Below are 13,665 nucleotides of genomic sequence, written 5' to 3'. Positions count from 1 at the left end.
CTAGCTACATAAAAAACCTTTAGGGAACATGGAGTTAGCTCTGTGTTCCCTTTTTTATGTTAATGGGCTGTAATTAAGGCCACCTATAAGACTAAAGGCCTCTGTAAGTAGTAACATAAAGTAGGCTCTTAGCCTTCCATAGGGCTTATACCTTGGTGCAATCGAGAGACTTGGTCTAATCGGCTAACCTCGATGCGCACCCAAGGTGTACGTTAAGACGCCTATTCTAATGATATAGACATAGTACTTGGTGGAATCGAGAGAGTTACAGGCTCACCACTAGATGCCTAACACAGAGCAGTAGCACAACGACGCCTACAAGCATCTTACCTTTATCTGTGTCAGTTAATTCAACCTTGTCTGGGAGACCTTCAGAGGCTACCTGCACCTTCATATCGTAATAATCCTTGAGAGGGCTTACCAAGAAGTAGAGCCCGAAGCCAGCGTAGAAGATGGCCTGTAGTAGAACCTTCCAAGTGTATGTATCCACGAGTAATCCTTAAGTAGTTGATAGGTCTCTAACTTACCATAACCGTCTGATTTCCTGAAGCTTACACAGAGCTGACCGATCAGTATTTAACCAGTATGAAAATCTCTGAGAAAATCTGAGAGGGCATATATATAGATATAGATTCCTAGTTTCCCCCATAGGGGTACGCGCATACGCACGCGCATGGGTAAATAATCACGTGCAGGCGAGCATTATAAGGCAAATCAAGGGCTTAAGGTGTCACAGACAGGGGATTAAGCATCCCTTGGTGTCACAACAGGCCATGACATAGAGTTTTCGTACTAGCTGGCTGATACACAGAGCTGACCACATGCTATCCTTTTCGTACTAGTCAACTGATACATGCTTACATCTGCGATACCCTGCCTATTGCACTACCCAACGAGTACACAGAGCCACACCACTGTACTACCTAATGAGTACACAGAGTTAGCACTGAGATGTCACAGAGCTATAGGTTATTTACTAGGTTAAACGATAGATATTGGTTACTTAATGTACAAACTACAGGTTTTATCGTGACGTGGCTCACAGAATACAACCTCATGCTCACAAGTGAGTTGTAATCACAAGGGATTTAATTCATGATTCATCTCGTTGGAGGCACTGAGCCTGACCAGCAGCTCTTTAACAATATGGATTGAATCAAGTATCTAACTCTCTAACCGAGTGATACGTCAGACCGCACAGCGACCACCTGACGTTATCAGCGCACAGCGACAGCAGGTTAGCTTGACCGCACAGCGACCACCAAGTTTAACAGAGAGTATGCCAGTACATGAAGGTCTTTAACACAGTGTTATCTAAGGGTAGCACTGGATTAAACATCTTTTAATGCTCACTAACGAGCACAATACACAATGGAGTATGAGCCATGAGACAAGTAGTAACAGCCCGTAATAGCCTAATGACCTTTGAACATGAAGCCTTGTTCTTAGAGCTAGCATTAGCCACGACAGAAGCAGGTGACAAGGTAGTCCAGTACAGACGCACACGACAGGATGAGCGTCGAGGTATAACCGTCACAGGCAAGGCGTATGAGCAAGACGCATGGCAGAACGTTGGCTGTAAGTCAGTGCGTAGCATTGTACCGGACGATGTTGATGGTCTCCCACGTGATTTACGTAAGGAGTGGGTACAGAAAGTCACTGAGGTGATTGATACGCCTGAAGCCTTTATCACTGAGGAGCAGGAAGAGGAAGGCATCACGGACATGTGCACAGCTATCGAAGCTATTAAGGCGCTGAGATGCGACGAAGATAGCATGGTGTGTTTCAGGTTGTACGGCCTGAACGGGCATGACTTCTGGATGGACGTTCAAGTTATCGTTGAGTCCTACGAGGGTGATATGTGGGAGTACCTGAGAGAAGAGGCCGGACTTGCTGAGTCATTCATTGAGCAGGCTAAGAACCAAGACTGGCAACCAGTAGACCACAACGGCGGCCTAGTCAGACACTTCTATAGTGAATGGTCTTTTGACTTCACGGAGTACGGTAAGGCACTGGAACTAGGCGGAGACGAAGAGGTGCTGGACGCTATCATTGCGCTAGGTTATGACTCCGGTGAGTGGGAGAACGCACAGGAAAAGTATGTTGGCCACTTCGAGAATGAGACAGACCTAGCAGACCACCACATCGAGAACGGCCTGATGGGAGATATACCGGAGAACATCCGACCTTACATTGACATGGAGCACTTAGGCCGCTCGTTATCCTTTGATTACTCAGAGCATGACGGTCATTACTTCAGTCACTAGCCATACATGCTCACAACCGAGCACAATACACAAGGGAGCACATGAAGCAAGCCTTTGAATACAGTCTCTTGGCTCTCTGTCTGTTCGCCTGTTGCGTAACCGTAGCGGGTGAACCCAAGGCAGGCACAAAGCAGGCCATAGAGACAACACACGAGCGACTATGCAGAACCTCGGAGCACTACCGCAAGCGTAACGAGGAGCTATGCAGCATCAAGCTCACCAGAGACAACATTCACACCATCTCAAGATACATCGAATATAAGGGGTAACACCATGAGACAAGCAACAGCAAGCGAGCTGTACGAGCTACGCGACAGACTGAGAGTAACGCAAGGCGTACGTACCAGACAGACCGTCGTGGTTATCAGTAAGGGCAGAGGTAAGGCTCAGCTCAGACACAAGGACGGCTCAGTTATGACCGTATCGAAGCGCGACGCTTTCACGCTGGCCTACGGGAGACGCGCTTAATGAGTCTTGAGCTGTTCCTACAGCGGCTCGATGTGGAAGAGGGCTATATGCCTTCTTTCATCACCGCACATTCAGGTATCCCGCTAGGAGCTACCGCTTTTAATTACGAGAAGAGAGCTACACACATGGCGAAGTTCAATAAAGCCTCCGTTGAGTACGCGGAGCAATGCATTAAAGACAAGGCTGTCGAGCTGATGGATATCGGCGTTTACTCCCTGCTATGGCTGGATAAGGCCTTCGCAGAGTGGGCAGATGATGCAGCCCTGCAAATGTTCCACATGATGAGCCAAGAGCAGCGCGAGGAGTGTTGCAAGTTATCCGGCCTTAAGTATGGCGGATGGGGAACGGACGGTATTAAGCCGAACTGGTTAACAACAATGATGAAGAAAGTATATCGCAACCTTAGAGAGTGGGAGACAAACCAATGAGAACCATCGATATTAACGCAAGACTGAGACTAGCGCAGGCAATGGGCGCGAGCCTTGAGCGTAGCCTACAGCTTAAATCCATAGTAGGTGAGGACGTCTTCGGGAAGGGTGGCGGCTGCGAACTGAAGATAGTACGAGTGGGCGGTGAGTTTAAGCGTGCATACCTTGAGCATACCGACGGTAGCCAGACGGAAGTCACGAGCGTGCAGCTTATCGAACTAGGCTATGAGCCTCATCTACCACAGGCAGCGCGGGGATTGCGTAATGAGAAGGCGGTTAACTAGGTATAAGACAGGGATGAACATTGCGAGGCGCTCTGCTCGTCTCGCTCTTACAGCATCACAGCGCGGCGACCGTAAGGCGGCGCTATCACTATGGGCATTCGCACAGAGCACAGCCCGAAGCACCCTTAAGAATCAAGAGTAATAACCATGCAACAAATAAAGAACATTGAAGCGGTACGAGACGCTTTAGTAAAGCTGGCAGCTACAACAGTGAATCAACTACGCATCGAAGCCACCGCACGCTTACACGGTATCCAGACGCCTGAGCTTGAGTTAGGTCTAGCGATGTTTAGAACAGGTGAGTTAACGATATGCCGTAAGATACCGCACTACAGCATGCGTAAGCTGTTCGGTGTGAAGGGAACGGAAGGGTATCCCATAGGTTACCGGAAGGCCGCTATCCAAGCATTAGCGCAAGACGACGCCACAGTCGCGCAGGTCTCTAAGATGTACAACGTGTCAGCCCATACCCTTAACATCTGGGCGACCCAATTAACCCGCCTAAAGGATACGGCAGCACCCGCACAAGAGGTGACGCCCGACCCAGTACCAGAGTCACGTAGTGATGACATGGAGCTTATCCAAATGCGCAACCTGACCGAGTTCTACAAGACAACCATAGCCTTACTTAAGCAAGACCCACTATTCGCTAACCACCCTGTTCTTAACGCATTAATCTAAGGAGTAACACCATGCAAGACTTTAACTTCGAACTACCAGCAACACGAGGCATTCAAGCAGGCCGTCCGTACATTCAACTTAGTATCCCGATGAAGATACTTAAGAGAGTCACAGCGTTCGACGATGGTGATGTCTTGAGCCGTAGCCAGCGTGAGGTTGAGCTACCAAGAGCCAAGAAGATAGCACAGTACATTGAGGCGGCTCATAACGCTGATTCGTTCTATGTCATCCCGACGCTTACGGGTACGGTCAACAAGATTGACTTTGAAGAGGCCGGAGGGCTACCGAACGTAGGTAAGGCAATCATACCTATGGACGCTACTATTCATCTGTTTGATGGTCAGCACCGTGCGTCAGGCATCATTCAGGTAGTCGAAGCGTGCGAGAACTTAAGTGATACGGTCAGCATCCTACTGTACCCAGAGCTGACACTGGCAGAGCGACAGCAGGCCTTCGCTGATATCAACAGTAACACCAAGAAGCCAACAGGCGCTATCACGACGGTGTATGACCACCGCGACCCTCTGTCGCAACTAGCTGTAACCTTAGCACGTGAGGTGGACTTCTTCAGTGACCTAACCGATTACGAGAAGAACAACGTAACGGGAGGGAGTGGCTACTGCTTCTCCATTAAAGCTATCAAAGATGCTACTAAGATGATGATAGATAAGAAATTACTAATGGATGGCGTAAGCGATTGCTCTCACAAATCCAACAAATTAACTGAGCAAATTGTCATTAATGGAGTAAAAGCTCTTTGGGAGGCTTGGAACGAACCTCTCGGTTTTGGTATGCTCTCCGACCTTGGCGCTCAGGAGCACCGTGAGAGGTATATAACCACACAAACCGTGATGTTAAATGTCGTAGGCATGACAACGGCGGTTGTTCTGAAACATGTCGAAGGTAACGTTGAGAAGGCTTGCGAGCTGATACGTAACATGGGTGAGAATGAGGAACGTCTGGTTAAATCATATTGGTACGATAGGATTATCAATCGTGCTGATGGTCACACGAAGGCGAATAAACGCGACAAGAACCTAGCTGTTAACCTGTGGCTCACAGCGATGGGTATCCCGCTACCAAAGGACAACCAAGTTGCAGAGGACAAGCTTGCTGGAATAGAGTCTCAAGAGGAGGCACAACCTCAAGAGACCGCAAGTGCTCCTTTCACCATGGCAGAGCAGGGTACTGACACCAATGAGCAAGCCGAAACGTCCCCAAGCGCAGGGGAGGCTTTTCCGTTCGGCTTTACCAAGAACGAGTATGACGCATACTTGCTTAAGGTAGGACGCATCGTTGACGAGTTAGGTATTACGGACGCAGCTTCTTTGTCTGATTACTTGGAGAAGAACTTAACGGATGTACAAGCAACTAAGCTATCGTCTATCCGCAAGCTCTCCAAAGAGTATAAAGCAGAGCAGGCCGCGTAATTCAATGAGGGAGGCGCTTAGCCGTCTCCCCAGTGTCATTGGCACTACCGCGAACCTAAAAGAATATAAGTAAGTAAGATGAAAGCAGTAGATTTAAACACCTATACCATTAATGTGCTCGTTAGTGAGCTAGTTTTGCCTTGTGCAACAGACAACGAAGTGTATAATGCGCAGAACCTTAATGGTTCAACAACATGGTTCGTAGTAGACCCTGAAGAGATTGTTTTATATAAGAAAAGTGGACACCCTGTGATAGACAACGGATACGGGTGTTTCGTTGGAGTCAATAGTTATGAGCGAATTACCGAGGTTAAACTCGACAGCAGTATTGAAATTAACTAAGCAGTTAAACGCATTCCGAGAGATAGTTCACTCGGAGGTGCATCCAGTAACCATGATGGTGCTTTGTGATGTCATTAACCAGCCAGCACTAAGCGTCTCGGCCAACTACGTACATGAGAAGTACAACGTAAGTAAGGCGGCAGGCTCACGTCATTGCCGTCTGTTGACCGACCGGAAGTCTCCCAAGGAAGAGGGCTTCGGATTGTGTCACTGGGAACTAGACCCAGAGAACCACCGCTTTAAGTACCTAGCCTTGACAGAGAAGGGTATTGAGGTGGCTCGTAAACTACAAGAGGTATTCAACAAGTAAACGGGAGGAGCAGCTAAGGGTAGCTGTTTCTTTCGGTGGAGAGGCTCACAAGTGAGTACAATACGAATTCCCAAGGGTTGCAAATCTGCAATCATTCAAAAAGCACATCACATGCTAAACACCCAGAACCCAAGGAAGCTGAGGGAGTCTGGATTCTTATCAATCAAAGTCAACTACAACTACCGACTGTTAAACCGTGGCTCTTGTTGGGAGCTACTGACGCACGAGAGGTATAACCGATATGTCTGAACTAGAAGAGAAACTAAAGCGTCTCGGAATTGCACTGAGACAGCGTGGTTCGTCTTGGCAGGTCTCTTTTTATAAAGACGAGAAGCGCATCCAGAGGCAGCGACCTACGAGGGACGGCGCTATCGAGTGCGCTCTCATAGAACTGGGTGACATCGTTAAGGATAAAGAGGAAGAGGCGCAACTTAAAGCTCAGATACGTATTAGAGCGAAGGGAGCACTACACCACGCTTACACGAACCTCTGCACAGATAAATGGTACGAGGGCTGCTCTAACAGAGATTGGAAGAAGTCTAAGAAGCACGCAGAAGAAGCTCTTGCTTACTTCGGTAACGATAAAGACCCTAACGAAATCACATCACTAGCCTTGAAGCTATACATGAGTCACCTCAAGGAGACCAGAGGTAATAAGCCAGCCACTATCCGCAACAAGATGAGCGCACTCAATCAACTACTCGTTGAATGCCAAGAGCTAGGTGTACTAGAAGTACTGCCGAAGGTGAGTAAACCACAGCTTGATAACATGCGTGACTTTGTCATTAGTTATGAACTGGAAGCTAAGATGGTCGAGTACTTTAGAGGCACAGGTGATAACGATATGGCTGACTTCATCACGCTTGCCCTGTACACAGGCTGTCGGGTTAGTGAGTTAACCGACTCAACGTGGGAGATGTGTAACTTCGTTGAAGGTGAGTTTCATATACCAGCCTACATGAACAAGACCAAGGTGAACCGAACGATACCGCTTGAAGAACACATAGTAGTCATTCTGTACCAGAGATATGTCAGAGGTGACGATAGTCCTTTCGCTTATCTGACGAGAGACAAGGTGTCGGCCAGATGGCGCAGAATGCGTAGAGAGCTAGGCCTTGAGCATGAAAAGGACTTTGTACCTCACAGTATGCGACATACTAAGAGCACACGTTTAGCTCAGGGCGGAGCATCCGTCGACGAACGTAAGCTGTGGATGGGACATAAGACTATTCAGATGGCAGACCGTTATACACACCTTGAGCCTACAGCCTTACGCGACACAATGCAGCGCGTAGCTGATACCAGAGCAGAGCAGGAAGCGCGTACGGCAGAACGTGAAGCCTACCTTCAAAGACTGACTGAGCGTTTAGCAACCGTCCAAGCTTAGAAAGCAACCACTTGATTCAATTCCATTAAATAATGCTTGATGTTTGTTTCGGAGCGACTTAATATCCGCACCCAGAGACAAGACGCGACTATGGTGGAATAGGTAGACACAAGAGATTTAAAATCTCTCGGCTTAGGCCGTCCCAGTTCGATTCTGGGTAGTCGCACCATCTTACAGAAGGCTGCTTCGGTGGCCTTTTATTTTGCCTTCACAAAGAAAATCCCTTGTGTGTGACATGAGAGGATGAGGGCATAAATAGTCACTCACTTACGATGTCACAGAGGATGTCACAAGCGAGCACGTCCTGTCACAAAGGGATGTCACACGGCTTGTAACCCATTGATTTATCTAGGTACTGTGACATGCAAGGGATTTAAAATCCCTCGGCGTTCGCGCTGTGCCGGTTCAAGTCCGGCCCGGGGCACCATCTACAATTATCTCTTTGAGATATAAAACTCGCCATCGGGCAGGCCGGCCGAAATGTCGGACCATCAATTCCGGCCCGGGGCACCATCTACAAAAATTTGCGACACTAGCTCAGTTGGTAGAGCGCAACCTTGCCAAGGTTGAGGTCACGAGTTCGAACCTCGTGTGTCGCTCCAAATTCAAGAAAACCCGATCAGCAATGGTCGGGTTTTTTACTATGTACTCATTTCAAGGCTCTTGCTCAGTTGGTAGAGTGCAACCTTGCCAAGGTTGAGGTCACGCCTTATGTTCAAGAGAAGGGAACCTCGTGTGTCGCTCCAATTTGAAAAGACCCCGACAGAAATCTTGGGGTCTTTTTGCTTCAAGCAAATTATTGAATGCACGAGGAACCTCGTGTCCGCAGCCGGCCGCGACTCTCCAAATTAGAAAAGCCCGCTCAGAAATGGTCGGGCTTTTTGCTATGTACCCATTTCAAGGCTCTTGCTCAGTTGGTAGAGTCCAACCTTGCCAAGGTTGAGGTCACGCCTTATGTTCAAGAGAAGGGAACCTCGTGTGTCGCTCCAAATTCAAGAAAGACCTCAACAGAAATGTTGGGGTCTTTTGCTTTAGGCGAATTTTTGAATCCACGAGGAACCTTGTGTCCGCAGCCGGCCGCACCTAACCAGCCGTGACGCTCCAAACATAGAAAACCCGATCAGCAATGGTCGGGTTTTTTCGCATTCCATCTCTTATACATCTACAGCAGATTAATTTACTTATGATTGAATTGTCCAAATGTTGGATTGTTCCGTCCTAACATTCTGGGTAATAAATCCGTATATTGATACTTCTTTTTATCGTAAATAATTGAAATATAATGAGTTATATAATCGTTGAGTCATTGCATATGATAGGTGTAATTATGTGGATAACAAGTATGTTGTCTGCACCATATTTGCTCAAAATCTTTGCTGATACTCAAAAAGGGCAGAGTACACCCGATATGGCCTCCTTTAAACAGTGGAACAAAGGCTGTGGAACTATCGGAATAATTCTGACATGGGTTACTGGTATTTTTTTAACAAGTTGGGTTGGCTGGATGCATTCAAATTGGTGGATGGTTAAGGTGATGTTTGTTATTGCTTTATCTGCATTGCATGGTTTTTATAGCGCTCAGTATCGCAGAGTTCAAACCGAATCAAACTATAACCCTCGGGGGATTCGGTTAGCTACTATTATTCAGCTTTCTATTATATTAATAGTTGTATTTCTAGTAATGTTAAAACCATTTTAGCAGTAATAAATAATATCGTTATAAAAGATTGTATAAAGGAAAAACAATTAATAAGCATGCCTCTACCGGTAAATAATAAATACAATAGTGGCATTACTTTATGTTACTGATTTTTCTGTATATAAGTTCTCATTCCAAAATATAAATACAAAGTAAAGTTAAAAACATTACTCAGCTCTTAAATAAAGAGCTGTTGTTGTGTGACAAAAGGATATTGATATGTATAAAACTCAACCAAATAATAAAAATAATGCGCAATTACCAGTTGAAAATAGTATAGAAACCAGTATGAGCAGGGCAAAAAGCCGATATTTTTTGGTATGGCGCTGGCATTTTTATGCCGGATTTTTTGCCGCGCCGTTTATGTTGATATTAAGTCTGACTGGCTTGGTAATGTTGTTCGATGATGAAATAGAAATGGCACGTTATAGTGATGTTCTGAGTGTGACGATCCAGCAAACTGAGTTACCAATTTCGTATCAGTTAGATGCTGTAAAACAGCAATATCCGGATTCCATAATTACCCAGTTTATTCCTGCCATTTCCAGTGATCAGGCAAATCGTTTTAACGTTAGATCTCCCGGAGGAAAATCGGTATTGGTAACTATAGATCCCTTCACTGGAGATGTTTTGGGGGAAATAGATCGCAGTAATAGTTGGTATGAATTAGCGAATAAAATACACGGAACCTTGCTTATAGGTAACACTGGCGACTTTCTTATAGAAACGGCAGCGAGTATTAGCATGTTATTGCTTATTAGTGGTTTATACCTATGGTTTCCGACAGATCGTGCGTCACGTGCAGGGTTTCTTGTGCTTAGAATGAGCAGTGGTTTACGTATATTTATGCGTGACTTACATGCTAATTTAGGCGGTATACTTTCGCTTATCTTATTTCTTTTTTTGTTATCAGGTCTGGCCTGGACAGGTGTCTGGGGCGCTAAACTTGTACAGGGCTGGAACACTTTCCCACCCTTTTATACATGGGGAGAAAAACCTGAGTCGCAGTTGACTCATTCAAGCCTTAATCATGGTAGTGAAGAAGAGATGCCATGGAATCTGGAGTTAGCAATACTGCCGGAGTCTCAGCATGAGCAGCACAATGCAGAATCACATTTAAGCGCAACTGAACAGGAGAAGAATGATAGAGCTGATAAGGCGGTAAGCATTGATGTAATTACTCAGATGGCAACTGAATTGGGATTTAGCCGGTACAAACTGTTTTTACCTCTGTCTGAAACCGGGGTATATACACTGGCAGCAAATACAATGGCTGGTGATATTGTTGATCCAAGAGATGATAGAACCACTCATATTGACCAGTATAGTGGCAAGGTGCTTATTGATGTTACCTGGCACGACTACAGTATTTTTGCCAAGCTTATGGCTGCCGGGGTTTCCTGGCATCAAGGGGACATGGGGCTGTTAAACAAAGTAGCAAATGCATTTTTCTGTTTTTCGTTTATTGCTATCTCTGTAACTGGTATCTATATGTGGTGGATACGACGTCCGAAAAATCAAAGTAAACTGGGTGTCCCTGCCCGGTTTGAACATGATGGTGTCTGGAAAACGGCTATTGGAAGTACTATTTTGGTTTGTTTATGTTTCCCGCTTGCAGGAGTGCTGATTATTGCTGCGCTAGCAGCGGATATGCTTATCGTCAAACACAGTGCGAAACTACAAAATTACTTGTCGTAGGCTTGTTTAATATGATGTTGTTCAAATACTCCCAGTGCTCTTTTAAGAGCCCGGGCGACTGACAATGTTAGTTGTAGGGCAACTCTGATAGCGCGGTAGTTCTACAACAGCTGATACAAAAAAGGCTCATAGTGCAGACAGCATTATGAGCCTTTATTATGGCTAAGCCATAGCCGCTATCTCTCTGTACGTAACCCTTTAACCAGGCTGACACACATCAGGATAAGGATAATGGTGAATGGCAATGCCGTTGCGATAACACCAGCCTGAAGAGCCTGTAGGGCTTCAGAGCCGCCGATATAGAGCAACACACCGGCAATAGCACCCTCAATCACTGCCCAGAATACACGTTGTGGTACCGGAGCATCGATTTTGCCGCCGGAGGTAATGCTGTCTATCACCAGAGAACCGGAGTCTGAAGAGGTGACAAAGAAAACCATAATAAGCGCAATAGATAACAGTGAAATAAAGGTGCTCATTGGTAATAGGTCAAACACCTGAAACAGGGCAAGGCTAACATCCTGAAGCCCGTTAGCTCCAAGTTCACCCGCCTGATTAATGATCTGATCAATAGCCAGACCACCAAAGGTAGACATCCAGATCAGGGTAACCAGAGTAGGGACAAAAATAACCGCAGTAAGGAACTGACGAATTGAACGACCTTTAGAAACACGAGCGATAAACATACCTACAAATGGCGACCACGAGATCCACCATGCCCAGTAGAATACTGTCCAGCCATGCATCCATGTTTCATCTTCACGTCCGTAAGGGTTACTAAAGGCGATAAAGTTTTCGATATAACCCATGGTGGTATCGAACATGTAGCCCGGAGTGGTGTCCAGAGTTACAGCAATAACAAATAGCAGAAGCGCCGTTGCCACAATAATATTGATATTACTGATCACCTTAACGCCGGCTTCGATACCCCGCACAACTGAAATGGTCGCCAGAGCGGTAACAATTCCGATAATAACCAGATGCATTCCGATATCACCCTCAGTGCCAAACACGAAGTTGATGCCGCTGGTTACCTGCTGAGCACCTAGACCAAGTGACGGAGCCAGACCAAAAATAGTAGCTATAACGGCCAATATATCAATCACATGGCCAAACCAGCCCCAGGTTCTGTCACCCAGTATCGGGTAAAAAATAGAACGGATAGAGAGAGGCAAACCTTTATTATAGGCAAAGAAGGCCAGCGACAAGCCTACTACGGCATACATAGCCCATGCATTTAGTCCCCAGTGGTACATAGTGGCACCTAAGGCAACTTTTACCGCTTCGGGAGATTTGGCTTCAACGGCCAATGGCGTTTCGTACCAGCCGGTAAAATAGGCTGTTGGCTCAGCGACCCCCCAGAAAAGTAGCCCGATACCCATTCCGGCTGCAAACAGCATGGATAACCAGGAAAAATTGGAGTGTTCAGGAGTGGCGTGTTCACCGCCTATAATTACTTTGCCGTAAGGCGAAAATGCAATTGCGATGCAGAAGAAAAGGAAAAAGTTACCAGACCAGATAAATAGCTGATCAAAATTACCAATTATGCTCCATTTTATATCGTCCAGTGCTTGCTTTGCAGTAGCAGCGTCCAGCGCTACCAGAATCACGAGAAATAGGATCATTAGGCCTGCACTTAATCCAAATACAGGGTTATGAACGTCGAAGCCCCATTTCTGTACATTGTCTTGTCCTACTGTGTAGTCAGTATTATCAATACTGTACTTATCAATTGTTTGAGTCATTTGTCCTCTCTGGATCCTTCCAGTTTGATTATTGTTATGTGTACGTATCAATGCAAAGGTGTTTTTAGCAAATAAATTACGTAAACATAGAGTGCTCATTATAAGAAAAGTCGATCATGTTACGTGAAATCTGTTTGCAAAGCCAATTAATGGTAACTATGACGCATTTTTGCTGGTTTGAGCAGGAGTGAAGTGAAAAACCGTTAATATATTACATTTGTCAACAAACGTTTTGTGTACTAAGTAATGTTCTGGTTGTAGAAGATTTAGGCCTTCTTAAGATGTGATGTAAGTGCTTTCTTCAGAAGGGAAATTGATGTAATTTCCCATTTCAGTAATCACTCCTATAACGCTGTCGGGTAAGTAATTGGAAAAGCATGAAGAAGTACTGGTGTCTCTGCGCCAGATAATAAGAGCGATAGATATTCACTCGAAGAAACTGAGTAAGGAATCGGGGCTGACAGGTCCTCAGCTAATTCTGATGCGCTCCATCGAAGAGCTTGGTGAAGTAACCATTAAACAGTTGTCCGGCCATACCAATATGAGTCAGGCGACAGCGACTGCAATACTGGATCGGTTAGAACGAAACGGCTATGTACAACGTATCCGCAGTACACAGGATAAGCGCAAGGTACACGCTTATCTGACAGAAGCAGGAAAAGAACGCCTCGAAGCTGCACCAACACCTTTGCAGGACAGTTTTATCAGGAAGTTTCAGAAATTGGATGAGTGGGAGCAGAGTTTACTGCTCTCTTCTGTACAGAGAATTTCAAGCATGATGAATGCAGAAGATATTGATGTAGCACCTATGCTTGAATTGGGTTCGATAACAAAAACTGACTGATGCAACTGGCTATTAGCACAAAATAACTATGGCTTCAGATTGCTACCTTGATCAGAAGCCAATATATCCTCGCTGACAATGC

The 13,665-nt window shown here is 45.9% G+C and carries 14 protein-coding genes and 2 tRNA genes; 14 read left to right on the top strand and 2 right to left on the bottom strand.

Features of this window, described 5'->3' with window-relative positions; genetic code table 11:
• Nucleotides 1-265 precede the first annotated feature (265 nt).
• Nucleotides 266-490, bottom strand: coding sequence for a hypothetical protein (locus tag PK654_RS08460; RefSeq protein ID WP_271695104.1), 225 nt, complete (start codon nt 488-490; stop codon nt 266-268).
• 895 nt (nt 491-1,385) lie between these two features.
• Here PK654_RS08460 and PK654_RS08455 point away from each other — a divergent pair.
• The 13 genes from PK654_RS08455 to PK654_RS08400 all read left to right on the top strand — a co-directional run bounded on the left by PK654_RS08455 (nt 1,386) and on the right by PK654_RS08400 (nt 10,994).
• Nucleotides 1,386-2,267, top strand: coding sequence for an antirestriction protein ArdA (locus PK654_RS08455; RefSeq protein ID WP_271695103.1), 882 nt, complete (start codon nt 1,386-1,388; stop codon nt 2,265-2,267).
• A 273-nt stretch (nt 2,268-2,540) separates the two neighbouring features.
• A complete protein-coding gene (locus PK654_RS08450) occupies nt 2,541-2,735 on the top strand; it encodes a hypothetical protein (protein WP_271695102.1) in 195 nt (64 codons plus the stop codon).
• The gene (locus tag PK654_RS08445) at nt 2,735-3,163 is read left to right on the top strand and encodes a hypothetical protein (protein WP_271695101.1); all 429 of its coding nucleotides are present in this window, start codon (nt 2,735-2,737) and stop codon (nt 3,161-3,163) included. Before PK654_RS08450 ends, PK654_RS08445 begins: the two co-directional genes overlap by 1 nt.
• Nucleotides 3,160-3,447: a hypothetical protein gene (locus PK654_RS08440; protein WP_271695100.1), complete on the top strand. Its 288-nt coding sequence runs from the start codon at nt 3,160-3,162 to the stop codon at nt 3,445-3,447. The genes PK654_RS08445 and PK654_RS08440 overlap by 4 nt, the downstream gene beginning before the upstream one ends.
• Before the next feature lie 147 nt (nt 3,448-3,594).
• Nucleotides 3,595-4,128, top strand: coding sequence for a hypothetical protein (locus PK654_RS08435; RefSeq protein ID WP_271695099.1), 534 nt, complete (start codon nt 3,595-3,597; stop codon nt 4,126-4,128).
• Nucleotides 4,129-4,139: 11 nt separating this feature from the next.
• A complete protein-coding gene (locus tag PK654_RS08430; RefSeq protein WP_271695098.1) occupies nt 4,140-5,558 on the top strand; it encodes a DGQHR domain-containing protein in 1,419 nt (472 codons plus the stop codon).
• A 292-nt stretch (nt 5,559-5,850) separates the two neighbouring features.
• The gene (locus tag PK654_RS08425) at nt 5,851-6,210 is read left to right on the top strand and encodes a MarR family transcriptional regulator (protein ID WP_271695097.1); all 360 of its coding nucleotides are present in this window, start codon (nt 5,851-5,853) and stop codon (nt 6,208-6,210) included.
• 111 nt (nt 6,211-6,321) lie between these two features.
• Nucleotides 6,322-6,459, top strand: a complete 138-nt coding sequence (locus PK654_RS23015; RefSeq protein WP_443088704.1) for a ParE family toxin-like protein — start codon at nt 6,322-6,324, stop codon at nt 6,457-6,459.
• Nucleotides 6,452-7,597 carry a tyrosine-type recombinase/integrase gene (locus PK654_RS08420; RefSeq protein ID WP_271695096.1) on the top strand — a complete coding sequence of 382 codons (1,146 nt, stop codon included), beginning with the start codon at nt 6,452-6,454 and terminating at the stop codon, nt 7,595-7,597. The genes PK654_RS23015 and PK654_RS08420 overlap by 8 nt, the downstream gene beginning before the upstream one ends.
• 84 nt (nt 7,598-7,681) lie before the next feature.
• Nucleotides 7,682-7,766, top strand: a tRNA-Leu gene (locus tag PK654_RS08415).
• Nucleotides 7,767-8,123: 357 nt separating this feature from the next.
• Nucleotides 8,124-8,199, top strand: a tRNA-Gly gene (locus tag PK654_RS08410).
• Between the two features lie 680 nt (nt 8,200-8,879).
• Nucleotides 8,880-9,296 carry a CopD family protein gene (locus tag PK654_RS08405; protein ID WP_271695094.1) on the top strand — a complete coding sequence of 139 codons (417 nt, stop codon included), beginning with the start codon at nt 8,880-8,882 and terminating at the stop codon, nt 9,294-9,296.
• 288 nt (nt 9,297-9,584) lie between these two features.
• Nucleotides 9,585-10,994 carry a PepSY-associated TM helix domain-containing protein gene (locus tag PK654_RS08400; RefSeq protein WP_271698838.1) on the top strand — a complete coding sequence of 470 codons (1,410 nt, stop codon included), beginning with the start codon at nt 9,585-9,587 and terminating at the stop codon, nt 10,992-10,994.
• A gap of 176 nt (nt 10,995-11,170) precedes the next feature.
• Here PK654_RS08400 and PK654_RS08395 read toward each other — a convergent pair whose 3' ends face one another.
• A complete protein-coding gene (locus tag PK654_RS08395) occupies nt 11,171-12,739 on the bottom strand; it encodes a BCCT family transporter (RefSeq protein ID WP_271695092.1) in 1,569 nt (522 codons plus the stop codon).
• Between the two features lie 367 nt (nt 12,740-13,106).
• Between PK654_RS08395 and PK654_RS08390 the strand changes: the two genes are divergently transcribed.
• Entirely contained in the window at nt 13,107-13,583 is a 477-nt protein-coding gene (locus PK654_RS08390; protein ID WP_271695090.1) for a MarR family winged helix-turn-helix transcriptional regulator, read from the top strand.
• Nucleotides 13,584-13,665: the final 82 nt, after the last annotated feature.

This window comes from Vibrio sp. SCSIO 43137, from assembly GCF_028201475.1.
Lineage (GTDB): Bacteria > Pseudomonadota > Gammaproteobacteria > Enterobacterales > Vibrionaceae > Vibrio.
This window is presented reverse-complemented; position numbering and strand designations above follow the sequence as displayed.

What these genes read in the sequence shown, in the direction of transcription:
- PK654_RS08455 (WP_271695103.1), top strand. Translation starts at nt 1,386, where the DNA reads ATGAGACAAGTAGTAACAGCCCGTAATAGCCTAATGACCTTTGAACAT.
- PK654_RS08450 (WP_271695102.1), top strand. Translation starts at nt 2,541, where the DNA reads ATGAGACAAGCAACAGCAAGCGAGCTGTACGAGCTACGCGACAGACTG.
- PK654_RS08445 (WP_271695101.1), top strand. Translation starts at nt 2,735, where the DNA reads ATGAGTCTTGAGCTGTTCCTACAGCGGCTCGATGTGGAAGAGGGCTAT.
- PK654_RS08440 (WP_271695100.1), top strand. Translation starts at nt 3,160, where the DNA reads ATGAGAACCATCGATATTAACGCAAGACTGAGACTAGCGCAGGCAATG.
- PK654_RS08435 (WP_271695099.1), top strand. Translation starts at nt 3,595, where the DNA reads ATGCAACAAATAAAGAACATTGAAGCGGTACGAGACGCTTTAGTAAAG.
- PK654_RS08430 (WP_271695098.1), top strand. Translation starts at nt 4,140, where the DNA reads ATGCAAGACTTTAACTTCGAACTACCAGCAACACGAGGCATTCAAGCA.
- PK654_RS08425 (WP_271695097.1), top strand. Translation starts at nt 5,851, where the DNA reads ATGAGCGAATTACCGAGGTTAAACTCGACAGCAGTATTGAAATTAACT.
- PK654_RS23015 (WP_443088704.1), top strand. Translation starts at nt 6,322, where the DNA reads ATGCTAAACACCCAGAACCCAAGGAAGCTGAGGGAGTCTGGATTCTTA.
- PK654_RS08420 (WP_271695096.1), top strand. Translation starts at nt 6,452, where the DNA reads ATGTCTGAACTAGAAGAGAAACTAAAGCGTCTCGGAATTGCACTGAGA.
- PK654_RS08405 (WP_271695094.1), top strand. Translation starts at nt 8,880, where the DNA reads ATGAGTTATATAATCGTTGAGTCATTGCATATGATAGGTGTAATTATG.
- PK654_RS08400 (WP_271698838.1), top strand. Translation starts at nt 9,585, where the DNA reads ATGAGCAGGGCAAAAAGCCGATATTTTTTGGTATGGCGCTGGCATTTT.
- PK654_RS08395 (WP_271695092.1), bottom strand. Translation starts at nt 12,739, where the DNA reads ATGACTCAAACAATTGATAAGTACAGTATTGATAATACTGACTACACA.